Below are 21,361 nucleotides of genomic sequence, written 5' to 3'. Positions count from 1 at the left end.
CCTAGGCGTCGGCGACGGCGGGGATGACGCGCTTGCCGATGAGCTCCACCTGGCGCACCGGGTCAGGGCCGGCCAGGATGCCGATCGCCGTCTGCACCCCGAGCCCGCCGAGCCCGCCGAGCATCTCGACCAGCGAATCCGCGTTGACACCCTCGCCCATGTCGAACGGGAAGATGCAGGTCTTCTCGATCGCGTCGTAGTCGCGGCCCTCGGCCTCGCAGTGCCCGCGAAGGACGTCCAGCTTGGCGGGCAGCTCGGGGCCCGGGTAGAGGTTGCAGGCGTCCGCGTAGCGGGCCACCAGGCGCAGGGTCTTCTTCTCACCGCCACCGGCGATCATGATGGGCGGGCGGGGCCTGGTGATGCTCTGCGGGAGGTTGAGCGCCCGCTCCAGCCGGTAGTGCTTCCCGTCGAAGGGCTGCTCGTCGCCCCGCTCGCCCTCCCACATGCGAAGGCAGATCTGGACCGTCTCCTCGAGCCTCTCGAACCGCTCGGTCAGTGAGGGGTACGGAATGCCGAGGCCCTGGGCCTCGGTCTCGTCCCAGCCGACGCCGATGCCGAGCATCGCCCGGCCGCCGGACAGGACGTCCAGGGACGTCACCATCTTGGCGAGGAGGGACGGGTGCCGGAAGTTGACCCCGGCCATCACCGGCGCGACCCGGCAGCGCCGCGTGTTGGCGGCGATCATGGTGAGCGCGGTGAAGGACTCCAGGAACGGCGCCTCCGGGCCGCCGTAGTGCGCGCCCTGCCAGAGGTGGTCGCCGACGCCGACGATCGAGAAACCGGTGTCGTCGGCGGTCTGTGCGATCTCTACGAGCGTGTCCGCCATTCTGGCGGGCCCGCCGTCCCAGGTGTAGTCCCCGATTACCAAGCCAACCTTCATGCCGGCCTCCCATCCTTGCTTTCGATGACGTGTGTTGTCAGCGGCCGGCGGCCTTGTAGCGCAGGACGCAGACCCCGGTGTCGAACAGCCGGGTGTCCACCAGCGTGAGCTTGATCCGCTCCTTGACGTCCGCGAACAGGGGCTTGCCCTGACCGAGGACGACGGGGTGGACCCACAGCCGGTACTCGTCGATGAGGTCCTGCCGCATCAGGCTCTGGGCGAACCGGGCGCTGCCGTAGATCAGCATGTTCCCGCCCGGCCGCGCCTTGAGCCTCGCGATCTCCTCGGCGGCGTCGTCGCCGGCCAGCCGCGCGTTGTTCCAGTCGAGCTTCTTCAGCGTGCGGGAGAAGACGACCTTCTCCATGCCGTTCATCTTGTCGGCGAACTCGCCGGTCTCCTTCGGCCAGGCTCCGGCGAAGATCTCGTAGGTCCTGCGGCCGAGCAGCAGGGTGTCCACCCCGGTGATCTGCTCGTCGGCGTAGCGCTCCATGTCGTCGTCGAAGACCTCCATGTCCCAGTCCATCTCACCGGCCGGACCTTCGATGAAGCCGTCGAGCGTCAGGAACTCCGCCAGGATCACTTTCCGCATGGCGCCTCCTCTGATCGGTGCCGTTCGCCGGAGCTTCAGCTCACCTCGGCGGGCACCCGGGCGCTGAGCAGCACCGGGAGGCTGCGGTGGCCGTTCATGATGAAGGTCGGCAGCGGCTCAAGCGCGTCGCCCGGCACCGCCAGGGTGAGCTCGGGGAAGCGCTCGAACAGTGTGGACAGGCCGATCGACCCGATCAGGCGGGCGATGCCGGCGCCCAGGCAGTAGTGGGGGCCGTAGCCGAACGACAGGTGCTCCTTGTCGGGGCGGGTGATGTCGAAGCTGCCCGCGTCCTGCCCGTGGAGGGAGGGGTCGCGCCCGACCGCGCTGTAGTTGATGAGGATCGGGTCGCCCTTGGGGATGGTGACGCCGTCGAGCTCGATGTCGGCCGCGGCGAAGCGCAGCGGCAGGCTGGCGAGCGGCGCCTGGCAGCGCAACGTCTCCTCCATGACGCTGTCCCAGGAGATCTGCCCGCTGGAGACGAGGTCGCGCTGCTCGGGGTGGGTGAGCAGGCCGGTGGTGGCGTTGTCCAGGAAGTTGATGGTCGTCTCCGAGCCCGCGCCGAGGATCGCGAAGATCGTGTCGGTGAGCTCGTCCTCGCTGAGGCGCGAGCCGTCCTCGTCGCGCGCGGCGATGAGGTCGCTGGTGATGTCCTCACCGGGGTTGGCGCGCTTCTCCGCGATGAGCTGGGCCATCGCGTCCCGCCAGCCGGCGAGGATGGAGCCGGCCTGCTCGGGGCTGACGGTGGTGTCGACCATCATGTCGATGACCACGGCCGTCTTGGCGAGGGCGGTCTCGTCCATGCCGATCAGGTCGGCGACGAGCCGGGCCGGCAGCGGGAAGCAGAACCGCTCGCGCAGGTCCACCACCTGGCCGGGCTCGGTGGCGGCGAGCCCGTCGAGGAGCTGGTTGGTCAGCTCCACGATGCGCGGCCGGATGGCCTCGACCCGGCGCGGGGTGAACGCCTTGCCGATCAGCCTCCGCAGGCGCATGTGGTCCTTGCCGTAGGAGGTCGAGATGTTGTTCATCGCGACCCAGCTGATCAGCTCCCAGTCCGGCGGGATCTCGCCGTTGAGGAACGCCGTCCAGTGGGCGCGGGCGCTCTTGGTCACCCGGGGGTCGGTCAGCAGCCGGCGGATGACGTCGTGCCGGCTGATGTACCAGGCGAGGACGCCACCGGGCAGCTCCACCTGGGTGGCGACGCCCTGCGCCCGCAGCTGGTCGGCCTCGGCGTGGATGTCGGCGCCGGTGATGTCGAGGACGGGGCAGCGTTGTTCCATGAATGTCTCCAAGATCTGGCGCTGGCCGGGCTCCCGGCACACCAGCGACGTGAGGTCGGCCTCCCCGGAGCACCGGGGAGGCCGGGGAACGCGGGGCTATTCGGGCAGTCGGATCGACAAAGAGTGGCGGAACCGGTTCCGCGGGTCGTACTTCTTCTTGACCTGCTGCAGGCGGGGGTAGTTGTCCTTGTAGTACAGGGTGTGCCAGGGCACCCCGGAGGTGTTCAGCGCGGGGTCGGCCAGGTCGGCGTCGGGGTAGTTGATGTAGGCGCCATCGCTGTACTCGTCCGGCCCGGGGACGCCGCCGCTGTCGGCGTACACGTCGGCGAACATCTGGCGCATCAGCGAGAGGTTGGTGTCGTCCTCGGCCGGGCTCCCCCAGGCGCCGAGGAAGGCGGCCTTGAGGATGGAGTCGCGCTGGGCGGTCGCGGTGGCGTCGGGGGCGACGGTGTTGACCTGGCCGCCGTACCCGACGAGCAGGAGCTGGGTCGGGTTGTACACCTCAGCGGTGAAGTGCCGGTAGATCGCCGCGATCTGGCGGTCGGTGTACCCCTTGCGCAGGTACGCGGCCTTGATCTTGAAGCGGCGCACGCCCGGGTTGCCGGGGTCGCCGTAGCCGGGGTAGGCCGCGGCGTACAACCAGGGCTGCACGTCCTGGAACTTCATCATCGGCTCGACGCCCACCCCGGCGCCGACCTCGTCCAGGAACGCGGCCATGAGGGCCTCCGCGTCGGGCACCCCGTCGTCGATGAGAGCCCCCAGCATCAGCCCCGGCTGGGTGGAGCTGTGGGTGCCGTGGAAGTAGGGGAACAGGTTCGCCTGCGGTGTGCCGGCGGCGCTGTTGTTCTCGCACCAGGTGCCGAAGTTGCGCAGGAGCGTGGAGAAGCTCTCCTCGCTCATGCCCTCCCACGACCAGAAGGCGACCCCGCTGCGCGTCGCGGACGGCGCCTTGGGGAGCAGCTCGGCCGGGTTCGACGAGGTCGCGCCGGGGGTGCGCATCCAGTAGCGCGTCACCACGCCGAAGTTGCCGCCGCCGCCGCCGGTGTGCGCCCACCACAGCTCGCGGTGCGGGTCGCCGGGCTCGCGGGTCGCCACGATGGCCCGCGCCTCGCCGTCCTCGCCGGCGACCACGACCTCCACCGCGTACAGGTAGTCGACGACCGCGCCGAGGCTGCGTGACAGCGGGCCGAACCCGCCGCCCGCGAAGTGCCCGCCCACGCCGACGTCGGGGCACATGCCGGCGGGGACGGTCACGCCCCAGCCCTTGAACAGCACCCGGAAGACGTGGCTCAGCATCGCGCCGGACTCGATGGCGAACGCCCGCATCGCGCTGTCGTAGTAGACGTCCTGCATCTCCGAGATGTCGAGGAGGATCTTGACCTCGGGGTTGGTGATGAAGTCCTCAAGGCCGTGCCCGCCGCTGCGCACCGCGAGCCGGCGCCCGGTGGACACGGCCTCGTTGACCGTGTCGATGACCTGCTGCGTCGTGGTGACCACGCGCACGAAGTCGGGGCTGCCGACGAACCGGTGGTTGGTCCCGCGCAGCATGCTCTGGTAGCGCGGGTCGTCGGGGGTGATGGTCGTCGCCTGGAACGTCCCGCCCGCCGCGCCCGCGAGACCGGCGGCGCCGTTCGGAAAGGCGCGGCTCTGTAGATCGGTCATATTCGTTCCTCCAGTGGCGGCCCGGCGGTCGGCATCACCGCGCGGCCGTTCATGGGTCAAACTCGGCTACCTCCAGCGTGCGGTCCGCCACGACACGGGTGCATCTCCCGATGTGCTCTTTATAAGGCGGCGCGATGAAATGCGCTGCCATTACCGGCGCCGCGGAGAACACCGCACTCGCAAAGATGCGGCACCCAGGACGGTGACAAAGCATGAGCCTCAGGAATCAAGGAGTCCCGCGTGTTCCATGAGCCCGGCCGCAGACCGCGACCAGGCCGTTCATGCTGCGCGGGCTCCTGTCTCGCGTCACTTGGAGAAAGGACCCGCACGTGGGTGAGGCGAACCAGCAGGACAGAATCACCATCGACGCGCTGTTCACGGGATACCCGTTTCCCAATTTCCTGGAGCCTATCGAGGAACGGGCCAGGGAATTCGAGGAGCTGCATCCCCGGTACCGGATCAAGGTGGGCAGTTTCTATTTCCAGAACCTCGGCGAGGAGATCTCCAAGGCCACTCTGGAGGGCCGCCCCCCGACGATGGCGTCGTACTACACCGGCGCCACCCAGATCGCCCGCGACACGCTGAAGGCGGACGGCACCCCGCTGTTCACCTCGGTGGAGAAGGCGATCGGCGGCCGGACCGAGATCCTCGGCCACCCGGTCGTGCTCGACGACATCATCACCGCGTGCCGCGACTTCTACACCATCGACGGCACGGTGGCCGCGATGCCGCTCAGCGTCTCCACCATGCACCTCTACACCAACGTGACCCTGCTGAAGGCGGCCGGCGTCACCGAGATCCCGCGCACCTGGGGCGAGATCGAAGCGGCGTGCCGGGCGGTCGCCGAGCTGGAGGACGGCCCGTCCCACGGCATCAGCTGGGCCAACGACGGCAAGTTCTTCCAGCAGGCGATGGCCCAGCTCGGCGCCCGGCTCGTCGACCACGACAACGGCCGCGACGGCCGGGCCACGACCGTGGACCTGACCTCCCCCGAGATGCTGGCGTACGTCACCTGGTGGCACCGCATGCACCAGGACGGCCACTACCTGTACACCGGCAAGGTGGAGGACTGGGAGGGCTCGTTCAAGGCGTTCGCCGACCAGCAGGTGGTGTTCCGGCTCAGCTCGTCCTTCGACGGGCCGTACATGGTCAAGGCCGGGCAGGACGGCGGCTTCGAGGTGGCCGTGACCCCGACGCCGTACAGCGACGACTTCCCGCGGGCCGGGAACTGGATCGGCGGCGACGGCATCTGGCTGGCGGACGGCCTGGACAAGGAGACCGAGGACGGGGCGCTGGCGTTCATGCAGTACCTCAACACCCCGGCCAACGTCGGCAAGTGGCACAAGTCCTTCGGCACCTCCCCGGTCACCAACGGGGCGATCGCGCTGCTGGAGAGCGAGGGCTGGTTCGACGGCGAGCACGCCTACCACCGGGCGACGGTCGAGCAGCTCAAGGCGACCGACGGCACCCCGGGCGCCAGCGCCGCGCTGCTCGGGCACTTCGCCCAGATCCAGCACGCGATGATGAACGCGATGGAGGACGTCATGGGCCGTGGCGCCGACCCGGTCGCGCGCTTCACCCAGGCCTCCGCCGAGGCCACGAGGCTGCTGGACGACTACGGCGCCCATTGCCTGGCGACCGGCCCGCGCCCGGCGCACTGCCTGGTGGTGGACAGCTGATCGCACGGCGAAGGGCCGGCGGGGAGACTCCCCGCCGGCCCTTTTCGTATGGGGACCGAGGTCAGACCCGGACCTTCTTCTTGGGCCTGGGGATGTCGAGCGGACGTCCGGCCGTGTGGTACAGCCACCACTGCACGAGCATGAGGTTGACGACCCAGCCGATCCACCGGGCCCCCTCCAGCATGTAGGTGAAGCCCACCTCGAACGGGAGCCGCATCAGCACGTTGACGATGAGCACGCCCCAGATGTTGTTCATGACGATCGCGAAGCTGTAGAGCATGAAGCGGCGGTGCAGGTCGTACCGCTTCCGCACGGCCATCACATACGCGGCCGCGGTCGTCGCGATCCACAGGGTCGTCGACGCGGCCACGCCGATCTGGCCGACCGGCGGGGCGAACCGCACGATGATGAGGCCGATGACGCCGCCGACCAGCGCCGACACCACGTACACCCGGCCGAGGGCCCGGTGGACGGCCGGGTGCCGCTTGCGCAGCCACGGCCACACCTGGAACACGGCGGTCACCATGGCCAGCGTGCCAGTGATCATGTGGACGACCAGCAGGGGGTAGTACGCCGGGAAGCCGTCGTGCGGGGGCGTCGGCGCGGTGCGCTCGGGCACGTACGGCGTGACCTGGTAGACGATGAAGCCCACGACGACCAGCAGCAGCGGGATGATCCAGGGCCGCCGCCAGAAGCGCGGAGACGTGCTGGAGGTGGGGGCCGGCGGGCGTTCCGGCTCGGCCGGGCGCGCGGGCGCGCCGGAGTGCGTGTCAAGGGTCACGGTTCTTTCCTCCTGCTCGACGGGCTCCGTCAGGGACGGAACACGTAGCTCACATCCGGGGGCTGTTGTCCTGCCAGCAGGGAGCCGAAGACATCGGCCACGGCGCCCGGTCCTTTCGCGTGCCGGATGGTGAGCCACGTCGCCGTACTGTCGACGAACCCGTCCTCGGCCTCGGTGTAGCGGGCGTGGTAGCGGTCCGCGCCCTCCTGCTCGATGGTCTGCGCCTCGACCAGCGGGGTGAAGAAGAACTCCGGCTCGGGCCCGGGCAGCGCCGGCGGCTCGATGCTGGAGTCCGGGTGGGTGAAGCCGACCATCGCGGTGTGGCGCAGTTCGGCCGCCAGGCGCTCGCAGACGGCCGACTGCCTGCCGGCCTCACCGGTGAGGTCGACGAACACCACCGGGCCGGTGGGGGGCAACGACGACAGCGCGTCGTAGGAGACGACCGTGTCGTAGAGGCCGAGGCCCTCGACGAAGGCGGCGTTGCCCGCCGAGGTGACGCCGATGGCCGCGAGGCCGGCCCGCCGGGACGACAGGCGCTCGGCCAGGCCGATGGCCACCTTGCTGGACGCGCTGGTGACCACCACGGACCGGACGCCCGCCGCGGCCTGCCTCTCCAGCATGTCGGCGAGGTTGAGTACCGCGGGGTAGACGGCACGGACGATCGCCCTGCGGTCGTCCCGCTCGCCGGGCTCCCCCACCCGCTGGAAGTTCCAGTACCAGGGCGGCAGGTAGTGAAGCGCCGGCGTGGTGTCGGCGAACCCCCTGGGCGTGGGCTCCGGGGCGGCGACGTGGTGGCTGGACATCGGCATGAGGCCGTAGAAGCGGCTTCCGACCGCGATGTCGGGGTGGCGGGACTCCTCGACGCGCGCGAAGCCCCAGACCGGCACCCGCCCGTAGCCGTCGGGGCCGGGGAAGGCGTCCCAGTAGGAGAAGCCGGGCTCGGAGAAGCGCGCGTAGGTGGCGTTGTTGGTCGTGAGGCCGAACCTCTCGACGGCGAGGCTCACCTCGCCGGGCTGAAGGCGGGGGGACGGCGCCTCCCTGACCTCACTGACCGCGAGATCGTCGAGCTTGAACACCAGATCCCATCTGTCCGGCTGAGGCACTGGCATCTCCTAGGTACGTCGCGCGGTGAGTGACGCCGAATCACATCGTGATCCGCCGCCCTCGCGCGCGGCATCTCCTGGATTGCGCGGTCGCGGACCGGCGGGGCACGACCGCCGACTCCGCACTCTGGAAGACGCCGCACGGGGCGCGGCGGCTTCCGCCGGACACGGAAGACGCCGCCGCGGCGAGCGGTGAAGCTCGCCGTGACGGCGTCCGTTGTCGCTTGCGGCCCGCCGGCCACGGCCGGGACGGGCGGGGGGTCACCCGAGGAGTTGGCGCACCTCGATGCCGCCACGCCAGGTGCCCGGGCTCTGCTGGGCGATCTCGACCGCGTGGTCGATGTCCCGCGCCTCGATGATGGTGACGCCGCCCAGCACCTCCTTGGAGTCGACGAACGGGCCGTCGGTGACGCCGTCGGCGCGCACGGCCTTGGCGCCCGTGCTGGAGTGCAGCGCGCAGCCGCTGACGATGCTGCCGCCGAGCTCACCGATCTTGTCCGCGTAGGCGCCGTGCGCCTCCAGCTCCTCCGGCGGGGCCTCCGACCAGTCGGCGGGGGCGGGCGCGTAGAGGAGAAGGGCGAACTGAGCCATAAGGGTTTCCTTCCGTTGTCGATGTGTGTCTTCAACGAACCGGCCACCACCGCGGCGGCGATCACCGGAGAGGATGGTACGGTCCGTGCCGTCCCGCGTCCTGACGTCGGACGCGTTCGGCCGGCATCTCGGGCGGGCCCGTCGGCCAGGCCCGCCCTCGACGCCGGCGTCAGACCTCCTGGGTGGCACGCTCCTCGCTGGGCGCGGGATCGGCGTCCGCCTGGCCCGCGGGGCCGCCCTGGGCGGCCTGCCCGAATGGGGGCAGGTCCTTCAGCACGACCGCGTTGAGGATGGCGACTCCCAGGATGATGAGGGCGCTCAGGGCCGCGACGACGTGCAGCCCGCTGGTGAACGCCTCGCGTGCGGGGACGAGGATCGCCGAGGCGACCTGCTCGGGAAGCGTGGCGGCCGCCGAGGTGGCGCCGGCGACGCTGTCACGGGCGGCGTCGGCGGCCCCCGCCGGGACCCCGGCGGGAATGGCGCCGGCGATCTGCGAACGGTAGACCAGGGTGCCGATCGTGCCGACGGTGGCGATGCCCACCGCGTAGCCGAACTCGATCGCGATCTGCGACAGCGACGAGGCGGAGCCGGCCTTCTCCGGCGGGACGGACCCCACGACCAGGCCGATGCCCAGGGTCAGCAGCGGGCCGCCGCCGAGACACCAGATGGCGTAGCCGATGATCAGGCCGGCCGGGTCGCCGTTCGATCCGGCCTGCGTGAGCACCACCAGGCCGGCGACCACGATCACCAGGCCGCCCGCGATGAGGACGCTCGGACGGAACCGGCCGGCGAGCTGCGGGCCCACCGTCAGGCTGATGATGCCGAGGACCAGACCTGGCAGCAGGCCGAGGCCCGCCTGCAGCGGCGTCATGCCCGCCACCGTCTGGAAGTACTGCGCGATGAACAGCATCGTCGTGCCGGTGAGCGCGTTGTAGAACAGCATGCTCATCAGCTCGGTGTTGAAGATGCGGTTGTTGAACAGGCGCAGGTCGAGCAGGGGGTCGCTCAGCGCGCGCTGCCGGCGCACGAACACCACGGCGAAGATGGCGCCGACGACGAGGGACACGACCGGCGCCGCCGCCCAGCCCTCCCTGGCCAGTTCCTTGATGCCGTAGATCATCGGCAGGACCGCCACCAGCGACAGGGCCACGCTGACGATGTCCAGCCGCCCGGCCTGCGGGTTTTTGTACTCGGGGATGAGCTTCGGGCCCACCGCGAGCAGCAGCACCATCGGCGGCACGCCCACCAGGAACACCGAGCCCCACCAGAAGTGGTCCAGCAGCACTCCGCCGATGATCGGGCCGAAGATGGCGCCGATCGAGAAGGCTCCCGCCACGACGCCGATGGCGGTGGCGCGCTGCTTCGCGTCGCGGAACATGTTGCTGACCAGCGAGAGCGTGGAGGGGCCGAGCGTGGCGCCCGCGACGCCGAGCACCGCCCTGGCCAGGATCAGGGTGATCGGGCTGCTGGAGTAGGCGGCGATCACGGAGGCGGTTCCGAACGCCGCCGCGCCGATCAGGAGCAGTTTGCGGCGGCCGATACGGTCACCGAGGTTTCCCATGGTGACCAGGAAGCCCGCCACCATGAAGCCGTAGATGTCGACGATCCACAGTTGCTCGACGCTGTTGGCGTGGATCGAGTCGGCCAGGTGGGGCAGCGCCAGGAGGACCACGAAGATGTCGATGGACACGAGCAGGGCTGGGAGGGCCAGCACGGCCAAACCCACCCATTCGCGTTTCCCCGCTTTGGGTTGAGCAGCGTCTGTCACGTTCCTGTTCCTCTCTTCGTCGGCCGCCATCAATGCAAGGCCGCACTTGGTGAGATAGGGCGATTTACACGGATGTGCTCACGTCAAGCCGGATTCCCCGGGACAAGCGAGAGGGGGCGAACCGGCCAGCGACTCCTGACAGCGGCGCCCCCTTTCATCGGGATCCCGGATCTTGACGGTCACTCGGGCGGCGCCCACCGGACGGGTTGTGCCCGGACGAACGGAGCGCCCAAGGATCGCCGCGAGAGGATCCGGCGGGAGACAGAGCAGTAATCCCGCACACCCCGCGTCACGAAAGGCAGGAAAGCGGGGAAATTCGCGAGCCGCGCCGAATAGGCCGGGACTCGGTCCGAGCGAGCGGGCGGGGAACACGCCGGCGCCGTCAGGCCCGCCGCACTCACGGGCCGGTCACCGAGAAGCGGACCCGCCGGTGGGAGCAGGTCAAGCCGTCCACCTGTCATGCCGGCCGGCACGCTCCTTCCGCTTTGCGCGCGGGCGGCCGTCGCCCGCGAAGACTCTTCCAGCATTATCTCCTCGGCCACCCGGGGCGGCTTCTTTCAAAGTGCTCTGGTACTCGCCCGGAAAATGCTGATTAAAGGTAAATAGCCGTATTCGCGGGTGGCCATTCGGGACGTGCCGAGCCCGTACGGCCCGTCCAGGGCGGGGGCCCGCCCGCTAGGCCCGCAGGCCCGCCTTCTCCACCCGGCGGGCCGGCCACGTGCCGACGATGCGGTCGCGGCCACGGTTGCCCCGCGCCAGCAGGTCGGCGAGGGCGCCCGCACCGGCGTGGTCCAGGCTTCGCAGCGCGTGCGCCGCCTGCGACAGCTCCCGCACCACCGTCTCCAGCACCACGGCCACCGCGTCGGCGTTCTGCTCGAGGATGTCGCACCACAGCTCCGGGTCTCCGGTGGCGATCCGCGTCGCGTCCTGCAGGCCCCTGCCCACCAGCGACAGCATGGTCTCGTCCGCGCCCGCGAACCCGGCCGCGAGCGCCGCCGCCACCACGTGCGGCGCGTGCGACACCGCGGCGACGACCCGGTCATGGGTGCTCGGAGCGAGCACCTCGGGCTCTCCCCCGCACACGGCCACCAGCTCGGCCACCAGGTGAAGGTGCCCCGGCGGCGTCGCGGCGTGCGGGCACAGCGCCCAGGGGCGGCCGGTGAACAGGTCGGCGCGGGCCGCGAACGGACCCGACAGCTCGCGGCCCCCCATCGGGTGCCCGGGCACGTAGGTGGTGAGATCGCAGCCCGCGCGCTCGGCCTCGGCGACGATGCGGGCCTTGGTGCTGGCGACGTCGGTGTACACCGCGCCGAGACCCCGCGCCTGGGCGTCGCGGAGCACCGGGACGACGGTGGACGGCGGCGTGGCGATGACCACCACGTCGGCGGGGGGATCGTCGGGGGCCAGCGCGACCCCCGCCCCCATCAGCACCGCCTTGGCGACCACGTCGCCGTCGCGGTCGGACAGCGCGACGCGGATGCCGGAGCGCCGCAGCGCGAGCGCGATCGAGGTGCCGATCACGCCGCTGCCGAGGATCGAGACGCGGCGAAGTGTGGACGGATACATCAGCCCTCCCGAAGTGCCCTGACCGTGCTCTCAGCCGGCCAGAAGCTCCCGCTGTGTGGACAGCTGACGGCCCATGAACCCGCTCAGGTCCTCCATCGCGTGCGCCAGCGCCGCGAGGTCCTCCCCGACCAGCGCCTGCGGCCCGTCGCACAGCGCGATGTCGGGGTCGGGGTGCACGTCGACGATGAGGCCGTCGGCGCCCGCCACGATGGCCGCGCGGCTGAGCGGCAGCACCAGGTCGCGGCGGCCGCCGGAGTGCGAGGGGTCGACGACGACCGGCAGGTGCGACAGCCGCTGCACCACCGGCACCGCGGAAATGTCGAGCGTGTTGCGGGTGGCGGTCTCGAACGTGCGGATGCCGCGCTCGCACAGGACGATGTCGAGGTTGCCGCGCTGCGCGATGTACTCGGCGGCCATCAGCCACTCCTCGATCGTGGCGTTCATCCCCCGCTTCAGCATGACGGGCCTGCCCGCCGACCCGACGGCCTGGAGCAGCGGGAAGTTCTGCATGTTGCGGGTGCCGACCTGCAGCATGTCGGCGTAGGAGGCGACCATGTCGACGTCGTGCGCGCCCACGACCTCGGTGACGATCGGCAGGCCGGTCTCCTCGCGCACGTCGGCGAGGATGCGCAGCCCGCGCTCGCCCAGGCCCTGGAAGGCGTACGGCGAGGTGCGCGGCTTGAACGCTCCGCCGCGCAGCAGCGTCGCGCCGGCCGCCTGCGCCATCCGGGCGGAGGCGAGCGTCTGGTCCGGCGTCTCGACGGCGCACGGCCCGGCGATCAGCGTGACGGTGCGGGGGCCGATGGAGACTCCCCCGACCTCGACGACCGAGCGGTCAGGATGGTGCTCGCGGCTGACCAGCTTGTACTTCGCCGAGATGCGCGTGACCTGGCCGACCCCCCGCATGCCCCGCAGGTTCAGCGTGGCGAACTGGTCGATGTCACCAACCAGGCCGATGATTATGCGGCTGACCCCACGGCTGACGAACGCCTCACCTCCCGCCGACTGGACCAGTGACACGACGGCCTGAATGTCCGGCGGGGTGGCGTCCGCGGTCATCACGATTACCATGTATTTGCGGCCTTTCTTCGCTCATTCCGATACCAGGCCGTCTTCGTGACGCCGATCTCGGTGGCGCACAGCAGGGAAAGCGATACCGGAAGGCGCGTCGTCACACCTGGGCGGTCGCGAACTGGCCGGGGGTGCGGCCGGCCCCGGCGGGCCCCCGGTAGCACTGCGCGATGTCCAGCCAGTGATCGGCCTCGCTGCCGGTGGCGACGACCTCCAGGTCGTCACGGTGGCGCCGCCTGGTCACCAGGAGGCAGAAGTCGGCGGCGGGCCCGGTGACCTTCTGCGGCGAGTCCTCGGGGCCGAACGCCCACAGCTTGCCCGAGGGCGCGGTGAGCTCGAAGCGGAACTCGGTCGCGGGCGGGGTCTCGCCACGCGACAGGTAGCCGAAGTCCCTGGTCAGCACCGCGAACACGACCAGATGCTCGATGCGGTCGGTCAGCTCGCGCCGCTCCCCGAGCGCGTCGAAGATGTCCTGGCCGTGCGCGAACTGCTCCATGATGCCCGCGCAGGCGAGGATGATGGGCGGCAGCGGGTTGACCAGCCACGGCACGACCTGTCCGGCCGGCACGGCGGCGAGCGCCCCGACCACCCTCTCGCGCTCGGCGCGCCAGCGGCCGAGCAGCACCTCGGGGGTGTCGTCGGCGTAGAGGGCGAGGGCGGCGTTCACCGCGCCGTTGAAGTCGTGCTCGGCTCCCGCGATCATGGCCTTGAACGCCTCGGCGTCGGACGCCGCGGTCCCGGCGAGCCGGAAGATGAAGGCCAGGTGGGCGATCTGGTTCGCGATCGTCCATCCGGGCGCGGGGGTGGGCAGCTCCCACTGCGACGCATCGAGGCCGGCCACCAGGCGGTCGAGCTCTTCGCCCTCCGCGGTCAGGGCCTCAAGCACGTTGTCCAGCTCGGTCACGCGTCTCTCCTCTCACTGGAATGGAATGTCTGATCGACTCGAAAAGGCGGAACACTTATATTCAAGAAGTTATGCGGCCGAATTCAATTGACGTTCTTGAAACAAGCATGCATCAATTGAATTACCGGTGTCTTCTCCGTGTGTGCTTTTCGCGAATGGGCGGCCGGATCTCCCCCGCGGACCGCGCTCGGCGGGCCGCGGGGGTGGGCCTCAGGTGAGCGACGGGCCGCCGTCGCGGTGCTCCGCCGTACGGGCGAGCGGGGCGGGGCTGATCCAGCTCCCCGCCCGCCGTGCCGCCGCCATGCTCGCCCACGAGGTGAGCTCGACCAGCGCCCGGTCTCCCGGCGTGCCGGCGCGGAACTCCTCGATGACCGTCTGGTCGACCTGGTAGGAGGCGATGGCCGTGAGCAGCGCGAGCCGGCCCGCCGGGCGCTGGGCGGGCGGCAGGCCCGACACCGCGCCGGTCACCCAGGCACGTCCGAGACCGGGCGGCTCGCCGTTCCACACCGCCAGCTCGGCGGTGACCATCTCGCGCACCGGGGCCGGCACCGAGCGGCGGCCCACGGCGTCGATGGCGGCGGCGGCCTGGGCGAACGCCTCGGCGAGGTGGGGCGTGCCGTCCGCCCAGGACAGGTCCCCGGGCAGCGGGGCGGCCGGCAGCAGGTCGAGCGAGGCGCCGGGCATACCGAGCCTGCGCGCCGCCGGGCGCATGATCAGGCCGAACAGCCGCATGAGGCCGCCGCGCGCCCTGTCCGGCACTTCGGGCGGCAGCGGGGAGTCGCCGAGGAAGACGTTGACCATGCGGTTCAGGTACTGGAAGGTGACCGCCACCCCGGCCAGCTCCCTGGTCTGCTCGGCCGGCAGCGGGGCCTGGTGGAGGGCGGCGGTCTCCCGCGTGCCGCTCGCCCGCGCCCAGGCGGCGACGCCCCGCACGACGGGGTCGCCGATCGCCTCTGCGCGGCCGCCCACGATCTCGGCGGCGTGGCGTCCCGGCACGAGGCCGTCCATCGTGGCGCTGTGCACGTCGACGCAGTACGGGCACGCGTTGCCGAGCGAGACCGCGGTGGCGACCGCCTCCTTGACCGCCCTGCCGACGAGCCCTCCGGCGAGCAGCGACTCGCGCAGGATCGACCAGGAGGCCGCGAGGGCCTCCGGAGCCGGCGAGTGCAGGAGCATGGGGGGCGCGAGCATCCCGAAGTCCCGCTCGACCTGCGCGTAGACCCTGGTGACGAGGCCGGTCGCCTCGCGCGGCCGTACCGGGGTGACGTGGCGCACCTGAGACAGCGTGCCGGGCAGTGTCGCCCGGCTGAGCACCTTGCCCATGGCCTGCTCCTCTCCTACTGGCGCAGCAGGCTGGGCACCAGGGGCAGTGCTCCGCGCCGGCCGGCGGTGGAACCGTCGGGGGCCGGCGCCCCGTACGTCACGTCGACGCCGCGGCTCTGCGCGGCCTGGACGATGCCGGGGATGGCGCGCTCGGCGAGGGCGGCGATGGTCATCGCGGGGTTGACGTTCAGCGCGCCGGGGACGGCGGAGCCGTCGGTGACGAAGATGCCCGGGTGGCCGCGCAGCTCGTTGCGGTCGTCGAGCGCCGAGGTCGCCGGGTCGTCGCCGATGCGGCAGGACGCCAGCGGGTGCACGGTGTAGGCGCCCACCACGTCGTTGGTCCACGCCGCCACCTCGGCCAGCCCGTCGCGCTCCAGGATGTCCTTGACCTCGGCGTCCGCCTCGGCCCAGCCGCGCAGCGTGTTGGGGGTCGGGTCGTACTTGAGACGCCCGACGCCGAGCATCTGCTGCGACAGCCGGTCGGCGTTGCCGTGGGCGGGAGGCGGGCCGAAGACCCCTTCGTTGTCGTCCTCGGTCATCTGGAAGATGATCAGCCAGGAGCGCCAGCGCTTGAGGATCTCCTTCTTGTCCACGCCGAACCAGCTCGGGCCGGTGGCGCCGGGGACCTGCGCGAGGATGGTGCCGAGGCCGGGCGGGAAGTAGAGCTGCTCCAGCGAGAACCGCGAGTACTCCGGCAGCGAGCCGTCCAGGCGGTCCCAGCTCGCCACGACCGGGCCCTTGCCGATCTGGTTGGCCTCGTACGCCAGGCCGTCGCCGCGCTCCAGGCCGAGCACCTCACGGACCTTGTCCTCGTTGAGGATGGCGGTGTTGAGCCGCTCGCCGTTGCCCGAGAAGTACCTGCCGACGGCGTGCGGCATCGTGCCGAGCGTCTCCTCGCTGCGCTGGAGGATGACGGGGGTGGCGCCGGCGCCGGCCGCCAGCACGATGACCTTGGCGTCGATCGTGCCGCTCTCGCCGCGGATCCGGTAGTCCTCGTCGTCGATGAGGTCGTAGTGGACCCGGTAGCCGCCGTCGTCGGTCCGCGAGATCTTCTGCACCTCGTGCAGCGGCCGGATCTCCGCACCGTGCGCGATGGCCGCGGGCAGGTAGTTGAACAGCAGCGACTGCTTGGCGTCGAAGTTGCACCCGGCCATCATCCAGTTGCAGTTGGTGCACTTGGTGGTGTCGATGGCGACCGGCACGGGGTTGGCCGTACGGCCGGCGTGGTTACAGGCCGCGGCCCACAGCCCCCCGGCGTACGAGACGTCGTTCCAGTCCTGCTGGGTGATCTTGATCGACTCCGCCACCCGGTCGTACCAGGGGTCGAGGGTGTCGCGGCTGACGGCGGCCGGCCACATGCGCCTGCCGATGCTGCCGTGGCGCTCGAAGGTGTAGCGCGGCGCGCGGGGCATCGCGGCGAAGTAGACGACGCTGCCGCCGCCCACGCAGTTGCCGCCGAGGATGCTCATGCCGTCGCCGACGACGAAGTCGAAGGCCCGCGTGTACGAGGATCCGAGCTTGAAGTCGTGGTCGAAGTCCTGGCCCGTCAGCCATGGGCCGCGTTCGAGCACCACGACCCGCGCGCCGCCGGCCGCGAGGTGGTACGCCGCGATCGCGCCGCCGAAGCCACTTCCGACCACGAGGACGTCGGTGCTCTCGGTGCTGGTCATGCGGGGCTCCCTGTAGGGGTCGTGTCCGGGTGCAGGCGGGCCAGCGGCCGGCCGTAGGAGTAGTTCGGGAACCGCCACCGGCCGTCGGGGTCGGGCTTCTCGATGCCCATCGCGATCAGCCCGGGGTGCCCGGCGGCGATGGCGTCGGCGGTGTGGAGGTGGGCCGCCGAGTCGAAGGCCATGTTGCAGAACAGCGCGAGGCTGACCCAGAGCGGCTTCTCGGGGTGGCCCGGCGTGGTCAGCCGGTTCACCATGGCGGTCCTGTGCTCGAACGACAGCGCCACGAACGGCGGCACCGACTCGTCGAGCGCCAGCTCCTGCTCGGCGGCGTACGCCAGAGTGTGCTCGTTCAGCGCGCCGGCGAGGTCGCCGAGCGCGCCGCTCAGCCCCGTCGCGTCCCACTCCAGCAGGTCGAGGGCGCCCGCGGCCACCGCCCCGCCGCCCGTGGTGGCTCCCGCGATGGCCCTGTCGTCGGAGGACCGCTTCTCGCCAGGGACGATCGTGTCGGCGAACGCCTCGATCGTCATCGTCCTGGTCTGCTCTTCGTCTTGAGTTCGCGGCCGCATAGGCGTGTTCCTCGTCCGTCTAGGTCGACTGCTGACAGTTCATCGTTCGTCCACGGCCGCCTCCGATGCATCTTCTGAGTTGCTTTCACCTCCGCCCCCGGCGCCATTCCCGGCCCCCGCCGGAACGGGATATCAGCAGGCTGGGGGCTGGTAGGGGTTGTCGCGGGAGGTGGGGCGGCCAATTCTGATGGCATGGCGAAGTGCCGTCGATGTGGCGTCGTCGAGCGTCGTTTTTTCCGGATTTCGCGCCATATGTGGGTGGGAAAAATTCGCTGCCATGGAGTGAGAGCAGATAACGGAGGCTCGCTGTGACGAGTTCTCCCGTGTCAATCCGGGGTCAATTATCGCCACACCTCCAACGCACGGGAGGAGCAATGGAAAACGCAATCGAACAAGCCGTGATGCGTGTCGTGAAGAGTATGCACGAGAATCTCGGCGAGCAGCTCACAATCAATGACATGGCTCGCACGGCGATGTTCAGCAAGTTTCACTTCTCCCGCGTCTTCCAGCGGGTCACCGGGCTTTCCCCCGGGCGATTCCTGTCGGCGGTACGGCTCCAGGAGGCCAAGCGGCTCCTCGCGTCGACCTCGCTGACCGTCACCGACATCAGCCACAGGGTCGGGTACTCCAGCGTCGGCACCTTCAGTTCGAGGTTCACCAGCAGCGTGGGGCTCTCCCCCACCAAGTACCGCCAGCTCAAGAGCATCACGCCGCAGATGTCCGCGGCAGGCTCCGAGGACGGCACGGGGAACGGGCCCGTGACGACGGTCCGCGGGGACATCTCGTCACCGCTGAAGGACCAGCCCATCTTCGCCGGGCTCTTCCCCGACAGGATCCTCGAAGGCCGGCCCGTCAGGTACGTCGTCCTGCGCAAGCCGGGCCCGTACGTGCTTGAGGACGTCCCCCAGGGCGAGTGGCACCTGATGGCGCAGTCCGTGGCCCCTGGCCGGGAGGACGCCGTCAACCACGCGCCCGGAGGCGACGAGGCGCTGTGCATCGGGCGCCACGGGCCGATCACCGTACGGCCCGGCACGCACACGAAGGTCGCCGACCTCCACCTGCGGCCGATGCGCCCCCTCGACCCCCCTGTACTGCTCGCCATGCGTGACCTGCTGTCCGTGAACGTCCCCCAGCTCACCCACTGAGCCGAAGCCGCCGGCGCGCCGTACCGCGAACGGCGCCCCACGTGGCGGCGTCCGATCCCCCAGCGGCGGGTAGCCGCCACCGACGCGAGACCGGCTCCCCTTCTCCCCCGCCGAGCCGGGCGCGTCCCTTCTTTCCCGATGCGGACCCCCTTGCCGAGCAGGGCGCATCCCCCGTCTTCCCGATCCGGGCCCCCTCGCCGAGCCGGGCGCGTCCCTTCCTTCCCGATGCGGACCCCTCGCCGAGCTCCGTTCCCCTCGTCCCGGCTGGGCACCACCACAGAAGGCGGGCAGCCCGTGCAGATGGGCGCCCGCCATATCCGTGTATATCCGTCTATTTCCGTCGGGACGGCCTGCGCCGCCGCGGGCCTGCTCGGGCCCGCGGCGGCGCGGGTGTCACGCGGAGTGCACGGTCATCGGCAGCCCACCGCGTACGCGGAGGGACAGCATGGGCTCGGCGACCACGTTGTGGCCGGGAACCTTGGTGAGCCGCAGGTCACGCGCGACCATGGCGATCACGAACGTCGCCTCCATCATCCCGAGGTGGTTGCCGACGCAGAACCTCGGCCCCGCCCCGAACGGGATGTAGGCGTACCTGGGCCGGCTCGTGGGACGGTCCGGGTCGAACCTGTCGGGGTCGAACTTGTCGGGCGCGTCCCAGAAGGCCGGGTGCCGGTGGAGGGTGTACGGGCTGATCAGCACGTCGGAACCGGCCGGCACGTGGTAGCCGCCGACCTCGTCGTCCCCCTGGGCCTCCCTGGGGAGCATCCAGACGGGCGGGTAGAGGCGCATGACCTCCTCCACGACCATCGCGGTGTACCGCAGGCGGTGCAGGTCCTCGTAGACCGGCAGCCGGTCGCCGAGCACCTCGACCGCCTCGGCGCGCAGCCGCTCGCGGACCTCCGGATGCCCGTCGATGAGGTGGAACGTCCACGACAGCGTGCTCGCCGTCGTCTCGTGCCCCGCCAGCAGCAGGGTGACCAGCTCGTCGCGCATGCGCTGCCGGCCGACCCGGGGATCGGCCTCCTGCCGGGTCGAGCCGATCAGGCGGGACACGACGTCGTCACCTCCCTCGCCGGTCCGCGCCAGGCGGTCGGCCACGAGGTGGTCGACGATGCGCTGGAGCTCCTTGCGGGCCCGGCGGAACCGGATCTGCTTGGGCAGGGGCACCCACATGGGGACCTTGCTCAGCGTCACCAGCTCGAACATCGCCTGGTCCTGCACGGCCTCGAACGAGTGCCCGATCGAGCTGAAGGCGCCGAGGTCGGCGTCGAGCAGGGTGCGCCCGAGCACGCCTAGGCTGAGCGAGGTCATCTCCTGGACGACGTCGACCGGCTCACCGCCCGTGTGGGACCGCAGCCGCTCGACCAGGTTCGCCGCCTCCTTGGCGATGATCCCGTCCTGCTGGGAGATCCGCTTGTTCTGGAAGACGGGCTGGATCATCCTGCGCTGCTTGCGCCACAGGTCGCCCTCGCTGGTCAGCAGCCCGTCACCGATGGCGCGCCGTGCCTGCACGAGGCCGACGCCCTTGTGGTAGTTGCCGCTGTTGTCGGCCAGCACGTGCTTCGCGTGGTCGGGGTGGTTGAAGAAGTAGAGGGTCTTGGGGCCGATCGACAGCCGGGCCGCGTCGCCGTACGTCGCGGCGAGCGACATCAGCGCGATCCGGTCCGTCGCCAGCTTCTTGAACAGGCTCGGCGCCGCCCAGGGCGGCGGCCCGGGAGGCACCCGGCGGCCGGCCGGTGACGCGGACGGCCGCTCGGGTGCCTTCTGGGTCTGGGGTCCGGTGACGGTCACGCCGGTACCTCGCTCCAATCAGGACTTATCTGCCGGAACTTGCCCTTGAAGACCAGCAGGGCGTCCCGATCCGTCTGCTGGTGCAGAGAGACCACTTTTCCGATGAAGATCGTGTGGTCACCGCCGTCATAGGTGCGCCACAGCTCGCACTCGAAGCTGGCGAGCGTGCCCTCGATCATCGGCACACCGGTCACCTCGCCGGGCATCCAGTCGACGTGGTCGAACTGGGCCGCGCCCAGGGTCCGCCAGCGGTCGGCGAAGTGCAGAGCCGCCGCCTCCTGGTGCGCGGCCAGCACCGACACCCCGAAGAAGCCCGTGTCCGTGAGGCACTGGTGCATCACCGCGCCGCGATCGACGCAGATCAGCACCAGCGGCGGCTCCAGCGAGACCGAGGTGAAGGAGTTGGCGGTCATGGCATGCGGGGTGGGGCCGCCCGTCGTCACCACCGTGACACCGGTGGCGAACGTCCCGAAGGCGCGCCGCAGCGACTTCGCGTCCGGCATCGGGCGGGTTGTCGTGGAGTTGTCGACGTTCACGCTGTCCTCCTGGCTTGTCCGGGTCCGCGCCTACGAGGCATACGGTTCGAGCGCCCGCGCCAAAGCGTCGGGGACCCTGGCGGGGACCGTGCGGGTGTTCGGCCCGCGCATGCACGCCACTCGCTGCCGGCCGCGGGCGACGAGGGTCTCGCCCTCTCCCGGATCGAGGCGGACGTAGTCGAAGCTGAACTCGACCTGGGTCTGCGCCAGCTCCTGCAGCCGCATCCTGATCGACAGCTCGTCGAAGGCCGTGATCTCGGCGAAGAACTCGCAGTCCACCTTCAACGTGAAGAGCTTCAGGTCGTCCTGGAGGTCGGCGAGCACCTCGGGCGCCCGCTGCTTCAGGAACATCTCCCTGCAGCGTCCCTGCCACCGCAGGTAGTTGACGTAGTAGACGTTGCCGACGATGTTGGTCTCTTCGAAGCCGACCGTGTGCTGGTATTCGTAGTACTTGCCCAT

19 protein-coding genes are annotated in these 21,361 nt (G+C 70.5%); 2 read left to right on the top strand and 17 right to left on the bottom strand.

The window, feature by feature from the left end; all coding sequences use genetic code 11:
* Window position 1 precedes the first annotated feature (1 nt).
* The 4 genes from ACOZ38_RS11110 to ACOZ38_RS11095 all read right to left on the bottom strand — a co-directional run bounded on the left by ACOZ38_RS11110 (window position 2) and on the right by ACOZ38_RS11095 (window position 4,408).
* Window positions 2-880, bottom strand: a complete 879-nt coding sequence (locus ACOZ38_RS11110; RefSeq protein WP_424530130.1) for an LLM class F420-dependent oxidoreductase — start codon at window positions 878-880, stop codon at window positions 2-4.
* Between the two features lie 37 nt (window positions 881-917).
* On the bottom strand, window positions 918-1,469 hold the full coding sequence (locus tag ACOZ38_RS11105) for a dihydrofolate reductase family protein (protein ID WP_424530129.1): 552 nt from the start codon (window positions 1,467-1,469) through the stop codon (window positions 918-920).
* A gap of 35 nt (window positions 1,470-1,504) precedes the next feature.
* Window positions 1,505-2,746, bottom strand: coding sequence for a cytochrome P450 family protein (locus ACOZ38_RS11100; protein ID WP_424530127.1), 1,242 nt, complete (start codon window positions 2,744-2,746; stop codon window positions 1,505-1,507).
* Window positions 2,747-2,842: 96 nt separating this feature from the next.
* Window positions 2,843-4,408, bottom strand: coding sequence for a BBE domain-containing protein (locus tag ACOZ38_RS11095; RefSeq protein WP_424530126.1), 1,566 nt, complete (start codon window positions 4,406-4,408; stop codon window positions 2,843-2,845).
* A gap of 329 nt (window positions 4,409-4,737) precedes the next feature.
* Here ACOZ38_RS11095 and ACOZ38_RS11090 point away from each other — a divergent pair, with 329 nt between their 5' ends.
* The gene (locus ACOZ38_RS11090) at window positions 4,738-6,087 is read left to right on the top strand and encodes an extracellular solute-binding protein (RefSeq protein ID WP_424530125.1); all 1,350 of its coding nucleotides are present in this window, start codon (window positions 4,738-4,740) and stop codon (window positions 6,085-6,087) included.
* 61 nt (window positions 6,088-6,148) lie between these two features.
* On the opposite strand, the gene ACOZ38_RS11085 is transcribed toward ACOZ38_RS11090, so the two are convergent.
* From ACOZ38_RS11085 to ACOZ38_RS11040, 10 genes are all read right to left on the bottom strand, one after another.
* Window positions 6,149-6,868, bottom strand: a complete 720-nt coding sequence (locus ACOZ38_RS11085; RefSeq protein ID WP_424530123.1) for a DUF2306 domain-containing protein — start codon at window positions 6,866-6,868, stop codon at window positions 6,149-6,151.
* A 29-nt stretch (window positions 6,869-6,897) separates the two neighbouring features.
* The gene (locus ACOZ38_RS11080) at window positions 6,898-7,971 is read right to left on the bottom strand and encodes a DUF2855 family protein (protein WP_424530122.1); all 1,074 of its coding nucleotides are present in this window, start codon (window positions 7,969-7,971) and stop codon (window positions 6,898-6,900) included.
* A 261-nt stretch (window positions 7,972-8,232) separates the two neighbouring features.
* Window positions 8,233-8,562, bottom strand: a complete 330-nt coding sequence (locus ACOZ38_RS11075) for a YciI family protein (RefSeq protein ID WP_424530120.1) — start codon at window positions 8,560-8,562, stop codon at window positions 8,233-8,235.
* A gap of 169 nt (window positions 8,563-8,731) precedes the next feature.
* Window positions 8,732-10,276 carry an MFS transporter gene (locus tag ACOZ38_RS11070; RefSeq protein WP_424530119.1) on the bottom strand — a complete coding sequence of 515 codons (1,545 nt, stop codon included), beginning with the start codon at window positions 10,274-10,276 and terminating at the stop codon, window positions 8,732-8,734.
* Window positions 10,277-11,005: 729 nt separating this feature from the next.
* On the bottom strand, window positions 11,006-11,896 hold the full coding sequence (locus tag ACOZ38_RS11065; RefSeq protein WP_405146048.1) for a prephenate dehydrogenase: 891 nt from the start codon (window positions 11,894-11,896) through the stop codon (window positions 11,006-11,008).
* Window positions 11,897-11,926: 30 nt separating this feature from the next.
* Window positions 11,927-12,967, bottom strand: a complete 1,041-nt coding sequence (gene aroF, locus ACOZ38_RS11060; protein WP_405146046.1) for a 3-deoxy-7-phosphoheptulonate synthase — start codon at window positions 12,965-12,967, stop codon at window positions 11,927-11,929.
* A gap of 100 nt (window positions 12,968-13,067) precedes the next feature.
* Window positions 13,068-13,871, bottom strand: a complete 804-nt coding sequence (locus ACOZ38_RS11055) for a TIGR03084 family metal-binding protein (protein WP_405146045.1) — start codon at window positions 13,869-13,871, stop codon at window positions 13,068-13,070.
* Between the two features lie 210 nt (window positions 13,872-14,081).
* Complete coding sequence (locus tag ACOZ38_RS11050; RefSeq protein WP_424530116.1) at window positions 14,082-15,194, bottom strand: carboxymuconolactone decarboxylase family protein; 1,113 nt, start codon at window positions 15,192-15,194, stop codon at window positions 14,082-14,084.
* Between the two features lie 14 nt (window positions 15,195-15,208).
* Window positions 15,209-16,864: an FAD-dependent oxidoreductase gene (locus ACOZ38_RS11045; protein WP_424530114.1), complete on the bottom strand. Its 1,656-nt coding sequence runs from the start codon at window positions 16,862-16,864 to the stop codon at window positions 15,209-15,211.
* Window positions 16,861-17,430, bottom strand: a complete 570-nt coding sequence (locus ACOZ38_RS11040) for a DUF5987 family protein (protein ID WP_424530112.1) — start codon at window positions 17,428-17,430, stop codon at window positions 16,861-16,863. The genes ACOZ38_RS11045 and ACOZ38_RS11040 overlap by 4 nt, the downstream gene beginning before the upstream one ends.
* Window positions 17,431-17,888: 458 nt before the next feature.
* On the opposite strand from ACOZ38_RS11040, the gene ACOZ38_RS11035 reads away from it, so the two are divergent.
* Window positions 17,889-18,575: a helix-turn-helix transcriptional regulator gene (locus ACOZ38_RS11035; RefSeq protein ID WP_405146037.1), complete on the top strand. Its 687-nt coding sequence runs from the start codon at window positions 17,889-17,891 to the stop codon at window positions 18,573-18,575.
* A gap of 393 nt (window positions 18,576-18,968) precedes the next feature.
* On the opposite strand, the gene ACOZ38_RS11030 is transcribed toward ACOZ38_RS11035, so the two are convergent.
* Genes ACOZ38_RS11030 through ACOZ38_RS11020 form a run of 3 tightly spaced genes read right to left on the bottom strand, consistent with a single transcriptional unit; the run spans window position 18,969 to window position 21,361 of the window.
* Window positions 18,969-20,366: a cytochrome P450 gene (locus ACOZ38_RS11030; RefSeq protein ID WP_405146035.1), complete on the bottom strand. Its 1,398-nt coding sequence runs from the start codon at window positions 20,364-20,366 to the stop codon at window positions 18,969-18,971.
* Complete coding sequence (locus ACOZ38_RS11025) at window positions 20,363-20,902, bottom strand: flavin reductase family protein (protein ID WP_405146033.1); 540 nt, start codon at window positions 20,900-20,902, stop codon at window positions 20,363-20,365. The genes ACOZ38_RS11030 and ACOZ38_RS11025 overlap by 4 nt, the downstream gene beginning before the upstream one ends.
* A 30-nt stretch (window positions 20,903-20,932) precedes the next feature.
* Window positions 20,933-21,361, bottom strand: a complete 429-nt coding sequence (locus tag ACOZ38_RS11020) for an acyl-CoA thioesterase (protein ID WP_405146031.1) — start codon at window positions 21,359-21,361, stop codon at window positions 20,933-20,935.

The sequence above is a fragment of the Sphaerisporangium viridialbum genome (assembly GCF_049674955.1).
Taxonomy (GTDB): Bacteria; Actinomycetota; Actinomycetes; order Streptosporangiales; family Streptosporangiaceae; genus Sphaerisporangium; species Sphaerisporangium viridialbum.
The sequence above is the reverse complement of the archived record's forward strand: the minus strand, read 5'-3'. Positions and strand labels throughout refer to the sequence as shown.